This window comes from Paraburkholderia sp. RL18-101-BIB-B, assembly GCF_046026985.1.
Lineage (GTDB): Bacteria > Pseudomonadota > Gammaproteobacteria > Burkholderiales > Burkholderiaceae > Paraburkholderia.
The window spans coordinates 31633-52364 of record NZ_JARESV010000028.1 but is presented as its reverse complement, the minus strand read 5'-3'; the positions used below and the strand labels follow the sequence as shown (position 1 = coordinate 52364).

Annotated in this window: 19 protein-coding genes and 1 pseudogene; 8 read left to right on the top strand and 12 right to left on the bottom strand. The window is 63.8% G+C overall.

All coding sequences use genetic code 11. From position 1 onward, the window contains the following. Window positions 1-191 precede the first annotated feature (191 nt). On the top strand, window positions 192-1418 hold the full coding sequence (locus P0D73_RS30275; RefSeq protein ID WP_408180251.1) for an NAD(P)/FAD-dependent oxidoreductase: 1227 nt from the start codon (window positions 192-194) through the stop codon (window positions 1416-1418). A gap of 56 nt (window positions 1419-1474) precedes the next feature. After that, window positions 1475-2563 carry an alpha/beta hydrolase family protein gene (locus P0D73_RS30270; RefSeq protein ID WP_408180250.1) on the top strand — a complete coding sequence of 363 codons (1089 nt, stop codon included), beginning with the start codon at window positions 1475-1477 and terminating at the stop codon, window positions 2561-2563. Between the two features lie 16 nt (window positions 2564-2579). Here the strand turns inward: P0D73_RS30270 and P0D73_RS30265 are convergent, their stop codons facing one another. The 3 genes from P0D73_RS30265 to P0D73_RS30255 all read right to left on the bottom strand — a co-directional run bounded on the left by P0D73_RS30265 (window position 2580) and on the right by P0D73_RS30255 (window position 5651). Beyond that, a complete protein-coding gene (locus tag P0D73_RS30265; protein WP_408180249.1) occupies window positions 2580-2984 on the bottom strand; it encodes an ester cyclase in 405 nt (134 codons plus the stop codon). Between the two features lie 63 nt (window positions 2985-3047). Then, window positions 3048-4220: a glycosyltransferase family 9 protein gene (locus P0D73_RS30260; RefSeq protein WP_408180248.1), complete on the bottom strand. Its 1173-nt coding sequence runs from the start codon at window positions 4218-4220 to the stop codon at window positions 3048-3050. A gap of 267 nt (window positions 4221-4487) precedes the next feature. Beyond that, the gene (locus tag P0D73_RS30255) at window positions 4488-5651 is read right to left on the bottom strand and encodes an MFS transporter (RefSeq protein ID WP_408434224.1); all 1164 of its coding nucleotides are present in this window, start codon (window positions 5649-5651) and stop codon (window positions 4488-4490) included. 192 nt (window positions 5652-5843) lie between these two features. On the opposite strand from P0D73_RS30255, the gene P0D73_RS30250 reads away from it, so the two are divergent. Continuing rightward, entirely contained in the window at window positions 5844-6275 is a 432-nt protein-coding gene (locus tag P0D73_RS30250; RefSeq protein ID WP_408314215.1) for a PRC-barrel domain-containing protein, read from the top strand. A 69-nt stretch (window positions 6276-6344) separates the two neighbouring features. On the opposite strand, the gene P0D73_RS30245 is transcribed toward P0D73_RS30250, so the two are convergent. Continuing rightward, the gene (locus tag P0D73_RS30245; RefSeq protein ID WP_408314216.1) at window positions 6345-7334 is read right to left on the bottom strand and encodes a substrate-binding domain-containing protein; all 990 of its coding nucleotides are present in this window, start codon (window positions 7332-7334) and stop codon (window positions 6345-6347) included. 90 nt (window positions 7335-7424) lie between these two features. Continuing rightward, window positions 7425-8759, bottom strand: coding sequence for a leucine-rich repeat-containing protein kinase family protein (locus P0D73_RS30240; protein WP_408434222.1), 1335 nt, complete (start codon window positions 8757-8759; stop codon window positions 7425-7427). A gap of 281 nt (window positions 8760-9040) precedes the next feature. Here P0D73_RS30240 and P0D73_RS30235 point away from each other — a divergent pair, with 281 nt between their 5' ends. Further along, window positions 9041-9673 (top strand): methylated-DNA--[protein]-cysteine S-methyltransferase, encoded by a 633-nt coding sequence (locus P0D73_RS30235; protein WP_408283759.1) that lies wholly within the window; start codon window positions 9041-9043, stop codon window positions 9671-9673. Window positions 9674-9801: 128 nt separating this feature from the next. After that, window positions 9802-10107 carry a panthothenate synthetase gene (locus tag P0D73_RS30230; RefSeq protein ID WP_408180243.1) on the top strand — a complete coding sequence of 102 codons (306 nt, stop codon included), beginning with the start codon at window positions 9802-9804 and terminating at the stop codon, window positions 10105-10107. A 73-nt stretch (window positions 10108-10180) separates the two neighbouring features. Here the strand turns inward: P0D73_RS30230 and P0D73_RS30225 are convergent, their stop codons facing one another. Beyond that, window positions 10181-11062 (bottom strand): GNAT family N-acetyltransferase, encoded by an 882-nt coding sequence (locus P0D73_RS30225; RefSeq protein WP_408434219.1) that lies wholly within the window; start codon window positions 11060-11062, stop codon window positions 10181-10183. Continuing rightward, the gene (locus tag P0D73_RS30220) at window positions 11044-12285 is read right to left on the bottom strand and encodes a Zn-dependent hydrolase (protein ID WP_408283765.1); all 1242 of its coding nucleotides are present in this window, start codon (window positions 12283-12285) and stop codon (window positions 11044-11046) included. Before P0D73_RS30220 ends, P0D73_RS30225 begins: the two co-directional genes overlap by 19 nt. Before the next feature lie 146 nt (window positions 12286-12431). Here P0D73_RS30220 and P0D73_RS30215 point away from each other — a divergent pair, with 146 nt between their 5' ends. Then, window positions 12432-13034, top strand: a complete 603-nt coding sequence (locus P0D73_RS30215; RefSeq protein WP_408283768.1) for a phosphatase PAP2 family protein — start codon at window positions 12432-12434, stop codon at window positions 13032-13034. Window positions 13035-13090: 56 nt separating this feature from the next. Here P0D73_RS30215 and P0D73_RS30210 read toward each other — a convergent pair whose 3' ends face one another. Next, the gene (locus P0D73_RS30210) at window positions 13091-14083 is read right to left on the bottom strand and encodes a helix-turn-helix domain-containing protein (protein WP_408180239.1); all 993 of its coding nucleotides are present in this window, start codon (window positions 14081-14083) and stop codon (window positions 13091-13093) included. A gap of 86 nt (window positions 14084-14169) precedes the next feature. Beyond that, window positions 14170-15756 carry an alpha/beta hydrolase family protein gene (locus P0D73_RS30205; RefSeq protein ID WP_408180238.1) on the bottom strand — a complete coding sequence of 529 codons (1587 nt, stop codon included), beginning with the start codon at window positions 15754-15756 and terminating at the stop codon, window positions 14170-14172. A gap of 102 nt (window positions 15757-15858) precedes the next feature. On the opposite strand from P0D73_RS30205, the pseudogene P0D73_RS30200 reads away from it, so the two are divergent. Continuing rightward, a pseudogene (locus P0D73_RS30200) lies at window positions 15859-16065 on the top strand (SDR family oxidoreductase); the annotation flags it as partial. A 154-nt stretch (window positions 16066-16219) separates the two neighbouring features. Here P0D73_RS30200 and P0D73_RS30195 read toward each other — a convergent pair. After that, a complete protein-coding gene (locus P0D73_RS30195; RefSeq protein WP_132378700.1) occupies window positions 16220-16927 on the bottom strand; it encodes a dienelactone hydrolase family protein in 708 nt (235 codons plus the stop codon). A gap of 226 nt (window positions 16928-17153) precedes the next feature. Next, entirely contained in the window at window positions 17154-18047 is an 894-nt protein-coding gene (locus tag P0D73_RS30190) for an SDR family oxidoreductase (RefSeq protein WP_408434216.1), read from the bottom strand. Between the two features lie 175 nt (window positions 18048-18222). Between P0D73_RS30190 and P0D73_RS30185 the strand changes: the two genes are divergently transcribed. Beyond that, entirely contained in the window at window positions 18223-19569 is a 1347-nt protein-coding gene (locus tag P0D73_RS30185) for a PQQ-dependent sugar dehydrogenase (RefSeq protein WP_408434213.1), read from the top strand. Between the two features lie 66 nt (window positions 19570-19635). On the opposite strand, the gene P0D73_RS30180 is transcribed toward P0D73_RS30185, so the two are convergent. Continuing rightward, window positions 19636-20646: a porin gene (locus P0D73_RS30180; protein ID WP_408434278.1), complete on the bottom strand. Its 1011-nt coding sequence runs from the start codon at window positions 20644-20646 to the stop codon at window positions 19636-19638. Window positions 20647-20732 lie beyond the last annotated feature (86 nt).

Genomic DNA, 20732 nt, shown 5'->3' with positions numbered 1-20732 from the left:
AACGGCATTATACATCGCATGCGATTTTATCGTAATCGTGTCAAATCTGCCGGGTTGGCGGACGAGCACTGACGATCGGCTTCACCGGCCTCTTCGGCACGAGTAAGCTACCAGCGCAGACAATCACGACCTCGAATCGGCCGCTGCGCCGAGGATTTGAAGGTCCGCACGGATTTCCCTGGGAGAGCGTCTTGAAGCGGATCGTGGTGATCGGCGCAGGCTTCGCCGGACTCTGGAGCGCGGTGGGCGCGGCGCGCAAACTCGACGAACTGCGCGTTCCCGCCGATCAGGTGGAGGTGGTCGTCATCAACGGCACGCCGTACCACAGTATTCGGGTGCGGAATTACGAACAGAATCTGGACGAGACGCGCGTGCCGCTAGCCGATGTGCTCGAGCCGATCGGCGTGCGGCTCGTCGAAGGCACGGTATCCGGCATCGATGTGGCGAACGGCGGCATCACGCTTCAGACCCAAGGACAGACGCAAACACTGGCTTACGACCGGCTCGTCATCGCGGCGGGCAGCCAACTCGTCCACCCCGATATTCCCGGTTTGACCGAGCACGCGTTCGACGTCGATACATTCTCTGGCGCAACGAAACTCGCCGCGCATCTGCGCGGCTTGCCGTCGCTCGCGAGTGCGGCGAGTGCGTTTACGGCCGTGGTGGTCGGCGCCGGTTTGACCGGAATCGAACTGGCGGCCGAACTGCCGGCGCGGCTGCGCGGCATCGCGGGCGACGCGCATCGCGACGCCGTGCACGTCGTGCTGGCCGATCGCTCGGCGAAGATCGGCCAGGCTATGGGCGGCGCGCAGCCTGTCATCGAGCGCGCAATGGATGCCCTCGGCGTCGAGATGCTCGCCGGCGTGTCCTTGCAGTCAGTGGACGCCGACGGCGTCGAGCTCACGAATGGCCGGCGCATTGAAGCCGCCACGGTGATCTGGTGCGGCGGCATGCGCGCGAACGCGCTGACCGCGCAAATCCCTGTGACACTCGATCCGCTCGGACGCCTTCCGGTGGATGCGTTCATGCGCGTGGAAAACGTAGCGCATGTATTCGCTGCCGGCGATTGCGCGCGCGTGTTGATCGATGGCGCGCGGCCATCCGTCATGTCATGCCAGCACAGCCGGCCGATGGGACGCTATGCCGGTCACAACGTCGTCTGCGATCTGTTCGGCGGCGAGATGCTGCCGCTTCATATCGACTGGTACACGACCATTCTCGATCTCGGTCCCTGGGGCGCCGTATACACGGAGGGTTGGGACCGGCATCTCGTGTCCGAAGGCGACGCCGCCAAGACGACCAAGCAAACCATCAACTGCGTACGCATCTACCCGCCGCGCACTCGCGTTCGGGACGACATTCTGCAAGCTGCCGCGCCCGTCGTGCAGAGCCCGCCGCCGACAGCCGCGGCCCGATAAACACGCGGAGTTCACGAAACCACGCAAATCGATCCGGTTGTCAGAAAGAGGAAAAAATGAAAACAGCTCTGCTGACGAAGCGTGGATTGATCCGTCGGCTATCGGCGATCCTATGCGGCTGCATGGCCATGTGGTCTGCCATCACGTTTGCGCAATCCATCCAGCCTGGCGCACCCTATCCGGTCGGGATGAAACAACTCGAATACGTCGACACGGCGCAAGGCAACCGACACCTCGCGCTCACGCTGTTCTATCCCGCCGTGCCTGCCAGTTCCGCCATGCCGACGCGCATGGTTTTCTTCACCAACCTGCATCTCTACAAGAACGCCAATATCGTCTCCGACGGGATAAAGCGTCCGCTCGTCATGTTCTCCCACGGGCATGGCAGCAATGGACTTTACTATGCCTGGTTTGCGCAGTATCTTGCGTCGCGCGGCTATATCGTGGCCACGCTGTATCACTACCGCGCCAACACCTACGACGCCACGATCATGTACACGCGGAGCAAACTCTGGCAGCGCCCAGTCGACATCAGCAAGGACATCACTTTCCTTCTGAACGACAAACGCTGGGGACCGCATATCGATCCGGAACGGATCGGCGTTGCCGGCCATTCGCAGGGCGGCTTCACGTCGCTCTGGATTGGCGGCGCGATGGTCAATCCGGACAAGTACCTCGCCTATCAACGGGCCTGGAAGAACAACGAGCTGGCGCCGGCATCGCTGCGCAAGGAGTTGCCGCTCGATGCCGCGCCGGCGCTCAAGGTGTACGACCGCCGCGTCAAGGCGGTCGTCGCGATGGCACCCGGCGACTTACAGGGTTTCGGCATGGACGAGCAAAGCGTGGCGCAGTTGAAGGTGCCCGCTTATATCATCGTGGGTGCGAGGGACACGCAGGCCCCGCCCAAAGAGAATGCCGAGTTCGCCGCGAAATACGCGCCGCACACGCAACTGGATGTGATGCCGGGCCTCGTCGATCATGAAATCTTCGCCAACGAATGTGATCAGTACGGCCGGGACACGTGGCCGGAAATGTGTATCGATGCGCCCGGCGTGGATCGCACCGAACTGCACGAGTACATTGGAAATGCGGCGCTGAAGTTCTTCGACACCAATCTGAATGTGACGCGCAGCCCGCAAAACTAATCTGATGGCTCAACGTTCAAGCCGTGCCGTCGGATTCAAGCTGCGCTTCGATGGCCGCCTTATCGATCACTGACCACACCTGCTCGATCTTTCCATTGCGGAATTGATAGAACACGTTCTCCGTGAAGGAAACGCGCTTTCCGTTGACGGCGAGGCCGAGGAACGCGCCCTTTGGCGTACAGACGAAGCCGAGCCGGCTGGCTATATAAGGCGGATCGGAAATCAACAACTGAATGTCGAAATGAAGGTCCGGAATTTCACGGAAGTCTCTCTCCAGCATCTCGCGATAACCGGATAAGCCGATGCGCTGACCGTTGTAGTGCGCGTCGTCGTCGACGAACTGGCCGAGATTCGGCCAGTCCTGTTTGTTCAGGCAGGCAATGTAATTCCGGTAGAGGTTGGAGAGATCGGTCGTGTCCACGGCAATTGCTCCGTCCTTGTACGAGGTCCGTGCTGCGAGCCTAACGCATCCAGCGGCACGACGTCAGGCCGCCGCACCAACTTGCGCCCGTTGCGTACCAACCGCCTCCAGCACCGCCTGCGCGACCCGCTCGACGCTCGGCCAGTTCCGTGCGTGTTCACCCGCGACATACTGCTCGGGCGACACGCTGCGATACGGCGGCGGATAACCCCAGATGGCGTCGTGCCGGTCGGGTTTGGTCACGCTCCCGCCGATCACCGCGACGGTAGGACGACGAAACGCCGCCGCAACGTGCATGAGCATCGACGAGTTCGTCAGCACGACGCCGGCCCCTTCGGTGAGGGCGAACATGATGCGCATCGGCACTTCGCCCGCCAGCGAGCGGACCGGCACGTCCGGCCCCGCCGCTGCGATCGCCTCGGCGGCGCGCAACTGATCCGCCTTGCTGCCGACGATCACGATATCGCACGCGTCGCCGGCTTTTTCCAGTGTCTGTGCGATCTGCGCGAGCGCGGCGCCGACCTGGCGTGCGTCCCACGCCTTGGTGGGAACACCGGCCCCGACGCCGACGATCAACCGCACGGTTCGGCGCGCCGGCACGCTGCCCGCATTCCAGATTTGCGCGGCTGTTGCACGCTCGTCGTCGGTCAGGAACAGTTGCGGGCGCGCTTCCGGCAGCGCCGTCGCGCCGAGCAGTTCGCCCTGCGCGAGCGCCGCGCGTCCGCATTGGCGGGCAGCGAATTCGATAAACGCCTGACACCCGCTCCAGCCGCCGCGATAACCGCGCACGCCGATGCGATAGCGCACGCCCGTGCGCATCATCAGCAACGCGCCCATATAGCTGCCGAGCACGTCGATACCCACATCAAAGCCGCCGCGCGCGCGCAGTGCGGCGACCTGCGGAGACTTCCACAGAAAACGCAACACGTTGCCGTGCGAGCGGTCCTCGACCAGCTTGTTGTTCCAGGGCGCGTCGATCTCCACGATCTCGTCGACGAAGGGATTGTTCTCGAGTATCGGACGCCCCCAACTGCCCACACCGGCGATCAGGCGCGTCGTCGGAAAGCGTTTGCGCAGCGCCTCGAAGAGCGGCGTGGTGGTAAGCAGTTCGCCGAAATCGTTCGGACGCAGCACCAGAATCTCGCGCGGCGTGTCACGATTCGGATCGAACCGTGGCGGGTAGAAACGGGCCATCAACCAGACCGGCGTTTCGATCAGCAGACTTTTCCAACCCATTGCTTCTCCAATGCGGCAGGTGGTGATCGCCGTCACCGTGCATCGGTTCGCGCGGCAGGCGGCCCGGGCGCGCAGGGCGCAAGTGTGCCGCAGGCGCCGCCCGGATAGCGCTTTCGATTGTGCATGGTTGCCGCAGCGGGCTCTGTGGCCGGGCGTACAGAGCCGTGCGCTGCGCATGCGTGCGCCGCGTAAAATTCTCGCCGGTCGAATCTCGCCGCGTCGCCCGCGAATACCGCCGGGGACGCCGTCCGGTTCTGGGCCTCGCTCTCAGCAGGTCTCGACCGCGCGGCGATTTGCTGCACGGCCGGCGAACACCAGTATCAAGCCCGCCGCGGCCAGCACCGCGCCGGCAATCGGTACGGCCGTGTAGCCCAATCCCGCCGAAATCACCGCGCCGCCGGCAGCGGCGCCCAGCGCATTGCCGAGATTGAACGCGCCCACATTGACCGACGACGCCAGCCCCGGCGCGTCGGCCGCCGCGTGCATCACGCGAATCTGGACCGGCGGCACGATCGCGAACGTGGCCGCGCCCCACACGAGCATGCCGATCAACGCCCCCACGTGGCTGGTGAGAACGAACGGCAGCGCCACCATGATGACCGCCAGCGCGCCGAGAAACAGCTTGGTGCTGCCGTCGAGCGACCAGTCGGCGAGCCGACCGCCCAGCCCGTTGCCGATCGTGAAGCCGATGCCGATCAGCACCAGCGCAATCGTGACGAAACCGGCGGAGGCGCCCGTCATATTCTCGAGCACCGGCGCCACATAGGTGTAAAGCGTGAACATCGCGCCGGCGCCCATGACGGTGGTGGCCATCGCCATCAGCACGTCAGGACGCGCCAGCACGCGCAACTCGCGGCGAATGTCCGGCATCTTGCCTGCGTCGCCTCGAGGCAACGCGACGGCCAATGCGGCGATCGCCAGCACACCGAGTCCGGCGGTGCCGGCGAACGCCATGCGCCAGCCGATCTGCTGACCGATCCAGGTCGCCGCCGGCACGCCGCCGATGTTGGCGATCGTCAGGCCCATGAACATGGTGGCGACCGCGCTCGCGCGCTTCTCACGCGGCACGAGATTCGCCGCGACCACCGAGCCGATGCCGAAGAACGCGCCGTGGTTCAGGTTCGTCACGAGGCGCGCGGCGAGCAGCGTCCAGTAGCCGGGCGCCATCGCCGAGAGCAGATTGCCGATGACGAAGATCGACATGAGCGCGATCAGCGCTTTCTTCGCGCGCAGTCTGCCGAAGGCGAGCGTCATCAACGGCGCGCCCAGCATGACGCCGAGCGCATAGGCGCTGATCAGCAGGCCCGCGGCCGGAATGGAAACGCCCACGCCGTTCGCGATCACCGGCAACAAACCCATTGGCGCGAATTCCGTGGTGCCGATGCCGAATGCGCCGACAGCCAGGGCCAGCAATGCCCAGGTTGATTTCATGCCTTTTCTCCGTCCAGATATCACAAGCGGAGAATTGTCGGCTAACGGGCGGCCGACAAACAGCCCTGCCGCAGCAATTGAATCTTGATCGCGAGGCACGAATGACGATTCATGCCGGAGTCCGGGCACGTCACGTGCTTCCTCATACCAACGTACGAAGCTGACTGTTGAACAGTCATCAAGGAGCCGAAAATGAAAGCAAAAACTCTGATCTGCGCGACCGCACTCGCCGCGATCTGCGCCTCACAAGGCGCCTACGCGCAGATTGCCGGACTGCAACCGCTCGGTGGCACGGTCGAGCAAACCAATGCGCTGCTGAAGGGCTGGAGCGTGCGGCGCGCCCTTGTCGACCAGCCGGTCTACAACGATCTGAACGACAAGATCGGCAGCATCTATGACGTGATCATTTCGCCGGACCGTAAGGCGACGTATGCGATTGTGTCGGTGGGCGGCTTCCTCGGCATGGGCAAGCACTATGTGGCGATCCCGGTCGATCATTTCGAGATCCGCGACGGCAACCTGTTCCTCGCCGGCGCGACGAAGGATGCGCTGAAGTCGGTGCCTGAGTTCGAGTACAACAAGCTCGAAAAAGCGACCAAGCCGCATAAGGTCAAAGTGGAATAACCGGAGTGGCAAGCCGTGATGCGAGAGTGAGACGGCTCACGCTCGCACCGGCCATGCGACGGCTCGCGTTCAGTGATTCGCGGCCGTGACGAGTTGCAGCGGTGTTTCGATCACGCTCGACAATTCACTCTGCTTCTTCTGTTCGGTGACCGCCTTCAACGCGACATCGACGCCGAACACAGCTTGCCGCGCGGCAAACTGATTGATCGTGGCGAGCACGCGGCCATCGGCGATCAACGGCTTGATCGCATCGATATCGTTGTAGCCGGTGACGTAGACGCCGCCGGTTCTGCCCGCATCGCGGACCGCGTCGACCGCGCCCATCGCCATATTGTCGTTGCCGCACAGCAGTCCGCGGATCTGCGGATGTTCGCTGAGCATCTTCGAAGCGGCGTCGCGGCCCTTCCCATACTCCCAATCGCCGGCCTGAACGGCGACGATATTGATGCCCGCCGCGTTCATCGCATCCCTGCAGCCGTCCGTACGTTGCTGTGCATTGCGATCGGCTGAACTGCCCTCGATGATGCCCACCTGATCGCCCGCCTTGAGCCGCTGCGCCAGATAATTGCCCACCTGCTGCGCGCCCTTGCGATTGTTCGGACCGACGAACGGCACGGAAATGCCGGCCGCGTCCTGAAACGCCTCGTCGAGCGGATTGTCGATCGCGACCATGATGGTGCCCGCCTTGATCGCACGCGCGACGACCGCCGTTAGCGCCTTCGAATCGGTCGGCGCGATCACGATCGCGTTCATCTTCGCCTTGATCATGTCCTCGACCATGCGGATCTGCCCGGCCGTGTCACTTTCGGTGGCCGTGCCGCGCACCGTCAAATCGAATTGCGATGCGTAATGCTGCTGATAGTTCTGCGCGGCGTTCGCCATCGCCACCGTGAACGGATCGCTCAGGGACTTCAGCACGAGCGCGATCTTGAGCTTGCTGCCCGGCGTCACCGCTGCATCCGCCGCGCCGCTGATGCCGGCCGCGGCCAGCGCGCCGGCAAACACCACGCGGCGGCGCATCCCCCAGGAGGACGTCCTTCGGGGCGTCTTCTGCATCATCGAATCTCTCCTTCTGGACTTCTGGACCGGGCTGACGAATCGCTGCGCTGCACTCGGATGAAAAACTGCCGTGGCTCTGCCTGCCGCTCATCAATCGCCCTTCAGCGCCAGTAAACGCGCTGCGATTTCGTCGAACAACGGCCGGCTGTCGATAGCCTCGCTCAGGCAATTGTCCTTCAACTCCACCAAGCGCGCCTGGATGTTCGTCTGCGCGTGCGGCCAGTCGCATCGTTGGAGCAACTCTTCGAGCAGACAACCATAGGCTCGAACTTCGAGGCGCTGAAGCGCGAGACCGATGTCGCGATCGTCCAAAGCATAGAAAGACGCGGCGCCGAAATCTCCCAACAGCGCGCGCCCCTGTCCACCGTACAGGATATTGTGAGCGTACAGATCGCCATGCATGATGCCCTGCTTATGCAGATGACACGCCGCCGATGCCATCCCGTACGCAATGCCCAACGCCGCAGCCAAATCGAAGCGTGTGTCGGCGCCGTAGATATCGCGCGTGCAGGAGTCGAGGCTCGGCGGACCGGCAAGGTTGGTGAATTGCGGATCGATCAGTTCCATCACGAGACCGTGCGTGCCTGCGGGATGATCCTTCACTTTCCCCGCCACCGGAATCAGATTCGCATGATCGCCCGCGCGAATGCAGGCTGCCATTTCGCAGTCGGGCAAACCATCGCTGGTCACTGCGCCCTTGAACAGTTTCACCGCGACGTGGCGCAATGCGCCGTGCTGATCCGCCAGCTCCGCGCGATAGATGACACCGGAGGCGCCCTCGCCCAACGCCGCCTCGAGTTTCAAGTCAGGCCACGCGATCGAGGCGGTCGGCGTGTCGATCAACGCCTCCGCTTCGAGCGCTTCGCTGAACGGATTGCCGGCATACGCCAGCCAGGACAGCCGCGGCAGCCGCAACAGCCACGCAGGCAGTCCACTGAGCTGATTCGCCGCGAGACGCAGCAATTCGAGCTGCGAGCAGGCGGCCAATTCCTCGGGAAGCGTCCGCAGACGATTGCCCGCCAGCATCAACTTTTGCAATTGCGTGCAGCCGCCGATTTCGGCAGGCAACGCTTCGATCTCGTTGTCCGTGAGAATCAACCAGCGCAATTGCGGCGGCAGCGCATTGCCGCACACTCGCCGGATGCGGTTGGCCTTGAAGCCGACCATGCTCAATTGCGAGCACTGTCCCAGCACTTCCGGCAATTCGGTGAACGGGTTGTCGGAGCCGAAGAGAATACGCAGCTTGGTGAGCCGTGGCAGATCGTCGGGCAGCGACGTGAGCGCGTTGCCCGACAGGTCGAGAACTTCCAGTGTCTCGGCGAGGTCGAAAATCTCGCGCGGAAATTCAGTCAGGCCGCAGGCCAGTTTCAGCCGGCGCGTGCCCGCGAGTTGGCCGGCCCGCAATTGTTCAAGTGTCGTCGTCACAGTCGTGGAAGAGAGGTCCGGTTGCCGATGCGCTTCGTATCGAAGGTATCAATTCTACTGAGTCGCGGGCCTGGCGCGAAAAGGGTTGTACAGTGATGCATCGTCCCGTCCAGAACAACGAGCCGCCCGGCCGTCATCGGTCGCGAGGAATTGGACAGCAAGTTTCGGAGCGCAATCAGAGAGTACGAGGCTCACACTGTCGGATATCGGCGCGCTTGGCGCGTGTATTCGCAGACTCGTCTTGCAGCATCTGTGCCTCCAACCAGTCAGGAGCAAACAAAGTGACATACGCCTACAAGTTGATGAACTCGCCCGTCGGCCAGTTGAAACTCGTTGCAAACGGCGACCGCCTCGCCGCCATTCTGTGGGAGCACGACAAGCCGAACCGGGTGCGTCTCGGGGAGCTGGTCGAAGCGAACGACCGGCCTGTGCTGATCGAGACCGAGCGGCAGTTGAACGAGTATTTTGCCGGCACGCGGCATGAATTCGACCTTCCGCTCACCTTCCAGGGAACGGATTTTCAGAAGCAGGTGTGGGCCGCGCTGTTGACCATACCGTTCGGCCAGACGCGCAGCTACTCGGAAATCGCGACGCAGATCGGCAACGTCAACGCGGTGCGGGCGGTCGGCGCGGCGAATGGCAGAAATCCGATTTCCATCGTGGCGCCGTGCCACCGGGTGATCGGCGCGTCCGGTGATTTGACCGGGTTTGCGGGCGGTTTGGCGAACAAGATGCTGCTTCTGTCGCTCGAAGCCGGACAGACTTCGATCGAAGCGGAAGCAGACGGGCAAGCGGATATGTTCGCGGCCGAAGAAAAGACCGAGGCCAAGGCTCAGGTCAAATCCGAAACTCAGACGAAACCCCCGCGCCATGCGCCGAGCCGCGGCACGCAAGCCTCGCTGTTTGGAAACTGACCGGATGCATGGTCCGCGATGGCAGTGGACTCACTGCGTCGCGTTGAGCGCTTCGTGATAGATCACCTTGCCGGCCGCATAAAGCACCTATCCTTAAGATGCCCTTTGGGCGTCAACAGGAGGATGACATGCGCATGCTTCTCAACATACGAATCCCTCACGAACCGTTCAACACCATGGTGCGTGATGGCACCGCCGGACAAGTGATCGGGAAAATACTGGAAGAGATAAAACCGGAGGCCGTCTACTTCACCGAGCAGAGTGGAGCGCGCGGAGCAGTGGTCGTGGTGGATGTCGACAACGCATCGTCGATTCCCGCGCTCGCGGAGCCGTGGTTTCTAAAATTCAACGCCGACTGCGAAATGCGCATTGCGATGTTGCCGGAAGACCTGATGAAAGCCGGACTGGACAATCTCGGCACGAAATGGAAATAGTGCTTGCCATTGGCGGTCCGCGACTGGCACCGCCGATGGCTGCGCAAACAAGCCTCATCACGCTGCGCTCTGGTCAACCCAGCTCGAACGACGTCACGCCGAACACGCGTTCCATGGAAATAGCAGGCGTTTCCTGTGTGTACATCCTCGCGGTTTCGAACACGCTCGTCATGCCGTGCCGTTCGGCCAACGCAACGGCATCCACGTTGATCTCCGGCACATCGAAGAAAAACACCTCGCCCGCAATGCTCGACGTCAACGCAGAGAACAGACGACCGGCAATCTCGTCGTTATCGGCGAAGAGCGGGCCGATCTTGTAACCCGTCAGGCAACGCCGCAACACGCCGTAGCCCGCCACGCGGCCGTCGCGCACCGCGACTCGCGCCATCGCGCCAGGCTGCGCGAGCCATGCAGCGAGAAAGCGCTCGCGCGCCGCGGGAAAGCACTGCCGATCGTAGTCGCTCAACGATTCGAAGGGCAGCGCCGAAGCATTCAACATGTCTGCATAGTGCTCGCCCTGAGTGGTCTCTTGCGCGACGCCCTGAAAGCGAATGTTGCGATAGGCAAGCTGAAATCCGGACTTCTTATAGTTCGCCTGCTGAGCGACCACGCCGTCCAGACCGATATTGCGGTTGCGCAAATAGTCCATGCCGTGCTGCCAGACACGCATGCCGAAGCCTCGACCGCGAAACGCCTGTTTCACGATATAGAGCCCGATAAAGCCAAAGTCCTCGCCGTACGCGACAGCGGATAGACACGCCACCGGCTCGCCGCGCCATTCGCCGATGAAAAACCCGTCAGGGTCAGCCACACGAAAACAGGCGGCATCGTGCAGACCGGGGTTCCATCCTTCCTGCGCGGCCCATTCGACCGCCAATGCGACGTCCTCGGCCGACATCGTGCGCACGACAAAATCGCCCGGCTCGCTCACGTTCGTCACGATCGTTTCGCCCATTGTTCCTCCAGAATCGCCGCGGCAGCCGTGGCCGCGACCTGACAGCCGAGAACGATATGCGCCTCGGCCGTATCCTCGATGAAATCGTGGCTCACGCCGCCGATGCTCGGCACGAACATCATGCAAGCCGGCATGCAGCGGGCGATGACCTGCGCGTCGTGCGCGGCACCGCTCGGCATGCGGATCCATTGGCCGGGCGCCACCGCGTTGGCGGCGCGGGCGAGATGGTCCGCGAGCGCCGCGTCCATGGTCACCGGTTGCATCGGTTCGTCGATGGTCGTCAGCTCCACGTTCACCGAACCGCGCGCATTGAAGTCACGCACCAGCTCGGCGAGCCGAACTTCCATCGCTTGCAAACGCGCGGCGTTCGCATCGCGGAATTGCAGGTCCATGTCGGCCGCGCCCGGCACGACGCTCAGCGAGCCAGGGTCGAGGTCGATGCGGCCCACTGTCCAGACGGTATCGGCATCCGCGAGTTGCGCGAACGCTTCGTTCATCTGCGGGACAAAGGCGACCAGCGCCGCGCCCGCGTCGCGCCGGATCGCCATGGGCGTCGTGCCGGCATGGTTGCGCTGCCCCGTGAAGCGCAGCCGCAATTCGCGCAGCCCGACGATCGTGGTGACGACCCCGATGGACTTGCCGGCCGCTTCCAGCCGGCCGCCCTGCTCGATATGCGGCTCGAGATAGGCGACCTGCCGGCCCGGCTCGAAGCGCGCACGCGGCCGCCCGGCGAGACCCGCGGTTGCGAGCACGTCGTTAAGACGCTGGCCTTGCCGGTTCGTGGCGTCGCGAATCGACTCGTCGACGCTATCGCCCACGAAGCTGCGGCTGCCGAGCAGGCCGGAGAACGTGCCTTCTTCATCGATCCACGATGCCACGTCCACGGCGAGGTGACTCGTCGCGTCGTTCTCGGCCAACGCGCGCGCAATCTCCAGCCCGTAGATCACGCCCATCGCGCCATCGAGCCAGCCGCCGGTCGGCTGCGTGTCGGTATGAGAGCCGATCACGAGCGCGGGGCCGCTTTTGCGCGAGCGTCCGAATACGGTCCCCACGCCGTCGATCACGGCCTCGAGTCCCGCCTCCGTCATGCGCCCGGCCAGCCATTCGCGCGACGCCAGATCCACCGGCGACAACGCCAGCCGGACAACACCTGGGCCCGTGGCGCCGAAACTGCGCAGCCGCTTGAGATCGGTCAGCAACCGGTCCGGATCGATCTTCACCACGTTCTCATCTCCTTCGATTATCGGTTCATGATGCCTTGTCACATCGACAGATTACACGGCCTAAGCCTTTCCTAAGGTTGGCTCGTTATCATCGCTCGACATCAGTGCGCCGGAGCGGCGCAGATGTCCATCGAGAAACACACTGTATGCAGACACTTGAAGCGTTCAACCAGGCGCTCTTTCTGATGATCAACGCCACGCCATCGACACCCGCGTGGCACATCGACCTCGCGCGTTCAATCGCCGATTACGTCATCTATCTCGTGCCGCTCTGCCTGATCGCCATGTGGCTCTTCGGCGACGAAGGTCAGCGCGAAACCGCCCTGCGCGCATGCTGCGTGACGTTCCTCGCGCTCGGCATCAATCAGCTCATCGGTCTGGCGTGGCCGCATCCGCGGCCGTTCGTGATGGGCATCGGCCATACGTTTCTCGAACACGCGCCGGACCCGTCGTTCCCCAGCGATCACGGGACCATCTTCGCGAGCATCGCACTGAGCTTGCTGCTCGGCGGCGTGCGGCGGTACGGCCTGCTCATTGTACTGTCGGGGCTCGCGGTCGCCTGGGCGCGCATCTTTGTCGGCGTTCACTTTCCGCTCGACATGGCAGGCGCCGTCGTCGTGGCGGGCGTGGCCTTCCTGTTGGTGGCGCCGCTGTGGCGGCTCGCCGGCGCGAGCGTGACGCGCGGACTGGTCGCGCTGTATCGCAAGTTGCTGGCGTGGCCGATCGAACGTGGCTGGCTATCGCTTTAGCCGATGTGTCGACACGCAAGCGCGAGTTCACGCCCACCGCGGCGAGCCGCCATCCCCTATCGGGTCAACGCCCGGAAATCGCTCGGCGACATGTCGTAAGCTCGACGAAACGCGCGAGTGAAATCCGACGCGCTATTGAAGCCGAGGCCATAAGCGATCTCGACGATCGCTTTGTTCCGGTATCGATGCAGATCATCGGCGGCTTCGCGCAGCCTGCGGCTGCGGATGTAGGCGGCCAGCCCGCCTTCGGGCTCGAACAGGCGATAAAGCGTAGACCGGGACAGTCGCGACGCGGCGAGCACGCTGTCGGGCGTCAGATCCATCTGGTCGAGATTGGCATCGATATAACGGCGCGCCGCGGCAAACATGGCGGTGCGAGCAGCGGCGCGCGCATTGCCGCTTAAACCGACCTGCTTCCCGAAGGCCGCCGCGATCAGCAATGCGCAGCTCTGGATGGCGTCGTATGCCGCCTGCCCGCTCATCGTGGGCAAGCTCCGGCTCAGGTCGGCGAGCTGTGCGGGAATCATGCGCGCAAGCGGCGAGTGATAGTCGATCACACTGCCATGAATCGACTCCGCTTCCGGCAAAACGGATTCCACCAGCTCACGCGGCAGGAAAAACGCCTGCACGCGGCAGGCGCTGCGGTCCATGTGCATGGGCTGGTTCATATCGAGCGCGAGAATGCCCGGCGTGGACTGGGTGGCCTTGCGCTTCGGATGCGGTCCGGTGCCGGTTTCGATCGTGCCTTCCACGGCCACGTGGAATACGAACTGGCGCACCGAGTCCGTGGAAATGCGCGCGACGGATCGCGTCTGCGAGACCGGATCGGTACGGCAGTCCATGAATGCCAGATCGGCCACACGGTAGCTGTCGATCAGACCACTGAAGCCATCCGCCAGTTGCCGGCGCGAAATGGGCACATCGAGAAAATGGCCCAGACGGTCGCGCCACGCGGGCAACTGCGCGCGCGGCGCTTCGTGGTGCGTACTAAAGTGGCTATGGATGCAGTTCGCGGGAGCCGCATCTCTCGTCACGGACTCGGTCGTCAAGTTTTCCCCCGCCAGATTCGTTGTCTGCGCATGATAGCCGCACTTCGCGAACATCGCTCGGGGCGGAATTTCAGCTTTGCACGCGCTCAGAAGGTGTCGAAGAACGCCCGCGCCACCACCAGGCAGAACGACGCGACCAGTTGGCCATGATAGGCCCGCAGCACCGCTGACGCCCCGCCATCAGTCGCACCGCCGGCCACGGCCTGACTCGCGACCTCCGCCTTCGCACTCGCGAACTCCCGCTTGATGGACGCATACGGATCGCCGGGCCCGACAACGGGAGAGTCTACATCCAGCACGGACGTGAGCCCCGCGGGCACTTTGGCGTTCTGCCAATACGCCTGCTCGATGCGCGCGTTGAAAAAGAACACCGTGGGATCCGACTCGCCGCCACACATCAAAACGGGCGTAACCGGCAGCCAGTTGCGCAAGTCGTTGCGCTTGAACGCCTGGCGCAAGGGATGCAGCGGATTCGCGGCCGGTTTCATCGCAAGCGTCGGGTTGGGAAACGCACCGTCGGGATTGGCGGCGGCGTCCTCGAGCAGCGTCAGGCGATAGGCGTTGCGCACGAGGTTGGGATTGCCGAATCCCGCGGCAAACAGCGGTGTCAAGGCGGGCGGCGTCAAAGGCGGCGAAGCAGGCGGCGTCATCGAGGCGAACTGCGGCGCGGGCGGCAACTTGCTGAAGAGATGCGCGGACGGCAGTTTGCCCGTGGTGAATAGCGTATTGAGCGGCTGCAGACTCGGCAGCAGCGTTTCGATACCCGGCGCGTAGGCCGCGTCGTAGAAGTCGCCGGGGCGGCGGTAGATATTCTCGTAGGCATGCTGATAACCCGTCACGATCAGCGTCGAGAACAGCGTCGAGCCCAGGTTGACCTCGCCTTCGATGAGTGCGTCGGCGGTAGCGGCGAGTGCGTATGGCCCCGAACCCGGTGCGGACGCTGTCACCTTGACGCCAGCCGCCTGCAGCGCGCGATGCGTTGCCATTGCAACGAAGCCGCCTTGCGAATAGCCGGTGACGAACAGCTTGCCGTTTTCGCGCGGCCTGCTGTCCGGCGCTATTCCGGCTAACGCCACGCGCGCAGCCCGCAACGAGTCGATCATATCGGCGGATTGCTGGTCGGCATTGAGATACGGGTGGTACGGGAGATCGGAGCCGGCGTAGCCCGCGTAGTTGGTCGCCACCACAATGTAGCCTTGCGCCGCATACATGGCCGCCACGCTGATGCCTTCCCCGGCGCCGTCGCCGTTGCCCGGATCCGTTTGCGTGATATCGGCGAGGTTGTAGTTGCGATACGCGGTGGTGCCATGTGCATAGAGCATCAGCGGAAGCGCTCGGCTGCATGCCGCCGAACGCCCCGAAGGGATCATCAACGCACCGCTCGCGTTGGTGGGCTCGCCCGCGCCGCCGATGGTCCCGTAGCGAAAGCTCACGATCTCGATGCCGCACGCGGGCGCGCCGGCAATCTGCACGAGCCGCCGGCCGCCCGCGCTCGACGCCAGCAATTTTGAAAACGCCGCGGCGCTCAGCGTGAGCGTGACGCGGTGATCGAGAAGCTGGCCGCGCGCATGGCACCCTTCGTCGCATCCGGAGTCGGCTTGCGCAGCGGCACTGGCGCCCAACGTGAAACATGTCAGCAGCCCGAGGGCCGCGCTTCGCATTGCTACAGACATGTGAGGCTCCGTCTTGTTGGTATGACGACGAGTGGACGGCCTTGCAGAGTGACAGGAGTATAGGTAAACGGGTCGGCGCGCCGCCAGCCTGACCGCTCTGGAAATGCGGTGGCGCCGGATGTGGTTGAAACCGATATGTCGAACTTCACGAAGACCGACGCGGGACGCGCGGTGACGCTTGAGATGCAGGCGTTGAAACGCGTGGCGCAACCGGATGACATTGGCGGCGCGGTGGCCTTTCTCGCCTCGGATGCTGCTCGCCGGATTATCGGCGAAACGTTGCATGTCGACGGCGGGTCGAAACTCTGAATCCGTAAAAGCGATTCTGTTTGCGATCTCGCCGGGAAGCCTTTCTGGAATGCCGCCCATGCATGGCGGCACGCCCGCGGACTTCACCGGCGCGACCCGACGCGCTCCGCCCCGTTAGCCGGACGTAGCGCGTCTCAAGCGGCGAGCGAGCCGCTTACTTCCACAAGGTGCGGCCGAAAAACGTCAGCGTGCGATCCCAAGCCAATTGCGACCACACCGGATCGAACTGCGTCCTGGCGATACGGCCCGGACCGACCGCCGTTTCGTTCGCGAACGCGTGGTGTGCGAGATAGCGGTGAAACTCGACGTCGACATTCGCGTCTTTCAATTTCCTCTCCAGCGCGTCGACCGTTTCAGACACGAAGAACTCGTCTTGCGTCGCCCAGTGACCGATTAGCGGCGCCTTGATTTTCGAAGCGTCGATATATTCCAGCGGCGGGAAGCCGTACCAGACCACGCCGGCCGACACTTCCGGGATATTGCACAGCGCGAGCAAGGTCAGCGCGCCGCCCATGCAAAAGCCTGTCACGCCGACATTCGTCGCGTGCTGCTTCAGATATTGGACAGCGCCGCGCACATCCTGAGTAGCGGCGTCGCCGAAATTGAGCCCGTCGAGCAGATGGTGGGCTTCTTCCTCTTCCACCGTCGTTTTGCCTCGAAAGAGATCGGGCACCAGCGCCAGATAGCCGGCCTGCGCGAGCCGGTCCGCCACGCCGCGAATCTGGTCGTTGACGCCCCACCACTCCTGAATCACGACGATGGCGGGCGCGCCCTCCAGCTTCTGCGGCTTGGCCAGATAGCCCTGGATCTGCTGGCCGTCGGGCCGGTTAAAGGTGATCATCGAACCTGCTGCCTGTTTCATCAGTTGCTCCTCGAAGTAGACGAAAGCGCTAGCATAGTCCTAGCGAGGCAGGTTCTGCTCGCCCGCTGCCGCGTCCGGCCGGTCGATGCGAACAGCGCGCCGTGCAGCGAAGGAATGTGCCGCTTGGCGCCAGCTTGACCTGGTCGAGTTGCAACGTCGTGAAAGGCCGCTCCGCGTCGTCAATGGAATCCCCGGCCATCAAAAAGGCCGAGCGGCAAGTTGCGCCTCAGGTCTGGAAATACCGCGGCCGGTCGAGGTCGGCGATCAAGCCCGGCTGCTTCGGTTCCCAGTCAAGCAGCTTGCGCGTCTGCTCGCTCGAAGTCGCGGCATCCATTCCGGCAAACAGCGCGAACCAGCCGAAATGGTGGGCCGCCTCATCAACCGATTGCGCGACGACCGGCACGTTCAGGCGTCGGCCGATCACACCGGCGATCTCGTTGAACGGCACACCTTCTTCGGCAATGGCGTGATACCGGCTGCCGGCGGCGCCGCGTTCGAGCGCGAGCCGGTAGACACGTGCGGCGTCGAGCCGGTGCACGGCGGGCCAGCGGTTGAGGCCCTCGCCGACGGTCGCCGAGACGCCCTTTTCGCGCGCGAGAGCGATGAGATGCGGAACGAAAGCATGGTCGCCATCGCCATGCACCGACGGCGGCAGACGAACTACCGACGCACGCACGCCGCGCTCCACCAGCGACGCAGCCGTCGCCTCCGACACGCGAGGATAGGCGTCGGAGCGTGCAACCGGCGCGTCGTCCTCGGTCGCGATGCGGCCCGACGCCAGCAGCGCGACCCCGGACGTGACGAGGAGCGGCCGCTCCGAGCCGACGAGCACGGAGCCGAGCGCTTCGATGGCGCGCCGGTCCAACTCGCAGTTCTCCGCGAATCGGGAGAAGTCGTGGTTGAAGGCCGTATGAATGACACCGTCCGCAGCGGCCGCTCCGGCTTTGAGGCTGTCGAGATCCTCGAGCGAACCGCGCAGGACCTCCGCTCCGGTTCTGGCCAGAGACTCGGCCGCGGCGTCCGAGCGTACCAGGCCGAGCACGGAATGTCCGGCGGCAATGAGTTCGGCAACGACGGCGGAGCCGACGAATCCCGTCGCTCCGGTAACAAAGACGCGCATCGTAAGACCCTCCAGTTGAAAACGAAGGTCGACTATCGGCGGGTTTCCTTCCGAGGTGAAGTAGTGACGTTTTAGGGGTATACGGACTAACAGGCTGCGCCGTTCAGGCGCCAGGCAAGCATCTTGCTAAGCTTACCGAAGGTGGGTCGTGCATCTTCACTGTCGGGAGCGCGGGATGCGTCAGTTAAACCGCTTTGTCTTATTCATGCTGCTGCCGCTCGCCGCGTGCGCGGCGGGGCCGTCGGGCCCCACCGATACCGGCTTTGGGCCGTCACCCGTATTGCCCGCGCCGGAATCGTCGCTGGTTACCACGGTCAATATCGCGCCCGTCCGGCCGAGAACCGCCGACTTTCTCCCGACCGCTCCAAACGGCTTTGTCGTGACGGAATTCGCTCGCGGGCTGACCCACCCGCGCTGGCTCTACCCGTTGCCGAACGGCGACGTGCTCGTGGCGGAAAGCAACGCGCCGCAGCGGCACGACGAAGGCAGCGGCGTATTCGGCTGGATTAGAAAGCAGGTCATGAAGCGCGCGGGAGCGGGCACACCGAGCCCCGACCGTATCGTGCTATTGCGCGATACCAACGGCAGCGGCGTCGCCGATCAACAGACGGTGTTCCTACGTGGCCTGCACTCGCCGTTCGGCATGGCGCTGATCGGCAACCAGCTCTATGTCGCCGACACGGACGCCATTCTGCGCTTCGACTACACGCCCGGCGCCACCCAGATCGACACGCCCGGCGTGAAGGTGGCTGACTTGCCGGCTGGCCCAATCAATCATCACTGGACCAAAAACATCCTGGCCGACCGTTCGGGCAAGCATCTCTATGTGACGGTGGGATCGAACAGCAACGCGGGAGAAAACGGCGCCGAGGCCGAAGCGGACCGCGCACGGATTCTCGAATTCGACGTGGCGTCCGGCCAGATGCGGCCCTTCGCGACCGGCTTGCGCAACCCAAACGGACTGTCCTGGCAGCCGGAGAGCGGCGCGCTGTGGACCGCCGTCAACGAACGGGACGACCTGGGCAACAACCTCGTGCCGGATTACATGACTGCCGTGAAAGACGGTGCGTTTTACGGGTTTCCTTACAGCTATTACGGCCAGCATGTCGACACGCGCGTCAAGCCTCAGCGCCCCGACCTGGTCGCCACGGCAGTCGCACCGGACTATGCGCTCGGCAACCATACGGCATCGCTCGGGCTGGTTTTTTACGACCGGACGCTGTTCGCCGCGCATTACCGCGGCGGTGCCTTTGTCGGTCAGCATGGGTCATGGAATCGCAAGCCGTACAGCGGCTACAAAGTGGTGTTCATCCCATTCGTAAAAGGCCAACCCGCGGGCGCCCCGGAAGATTTCCTGAGCGGCTTTCTGACCGCCGACGGTCACGCCGTGGGCCGGCCAGTCGGTGTCGCGCTGGATAAGCGCGGGGCACTGCTGGTGGCGGACGACGTCGGCAATACGGTCTGGCGCGTGGCCCCGCGCACCGATACCGGCGCGGCAGTTGGCACGTCGCCCGCTCAATGACAGCGGATCCGCCTGCCACTTGCGTGGCATAACAACGGACGATCCACTTCAGTCTGCTCACGCAGATCAGAAGCGCTCCAACACGCCAAGCTGCACACCCTTGACCGGCGCGCCGGGATACGCGACCGGCAGCCCGGTGACGTTGACGCCACGCAGCGTGAAGCTCGCGTCGTCGTGATTCGCCAGATAGGCCGCGCTGAAATAGAACAGCAAAGTACGCGACACGTTGTATTCGAACGCCATGCTGAACTGGTCGGCGCTCGCGCCCGCGCCGGTATAGTCGCGCACGTGCGCATAGCCCAGTGACGCGCGCGCATTCGCAGAAAAGCTGTATTGCGCTGAGAGCGATCCGCCCGCGCCGTGATAGAGCGGCGTGCCGCCATCGCCGTTGAAGAACGCGAGCCACACCCGCACTTTATCGATCGCGTAGGTCGCGCCGCCGAGATTCGCTCGCAGCGCACCCGCGCCGTGCGTCTGCTGACGCGCGTACAACAGCCTGAGGTTGTCGAGCTGGTAGGTGGCGGTGACGTAGTATCCGTCGATACCGTTGCCGTCGTTCTCCGACGGATCGCGCGTGGCCATCATGACCGTCGCGCTGAATCCGCCGACGACCGGCGACAGATACTCGATCGCGTTGCTCGCGTAGGGTGTGATCTTCGACAGGTTGTTCAGCCCGGACGCGATCGTGCCGGCGCCGAACGCATCGAGGTCGCCCTTGAACGGGATATAGATGGGCGAGTATTGCCGGCCGAAGCGCACCTCGCCCCAGGCGTTCCGCGCGCCGATCCACGCCTGTCGGTTGAATAGAACACCGGGAGTCTGAAGCGTGCCGTCGACCGAGCTAAAGCCGTTTTCCAGCGTGAAGAGCAGGTCGGTGCCGTTGCCGAGCGGCTCGCTGCCCCGCAAGCCGACCCGCGAACCGCGATAGGCACCCGAGTCCAGACGTGGGGTCCAGCCGGACCCTGGGTCGGTTACTTCGAGACTCGTGTCCAGCACGCCATACAGCGTAACGGTGCCCCCGCCGCCATCCGAGGCCGCCGCGCACTGCAAGCAAAATAGCAGCCCCGCGCCGCCCATGCCCGCGCGCCAGTCCACACGACGGCTCCAGGCGGCGATCTGCGCGACCGGATCCCACTTTCGTCGCGGCTTGTCGAGTGAAGTTT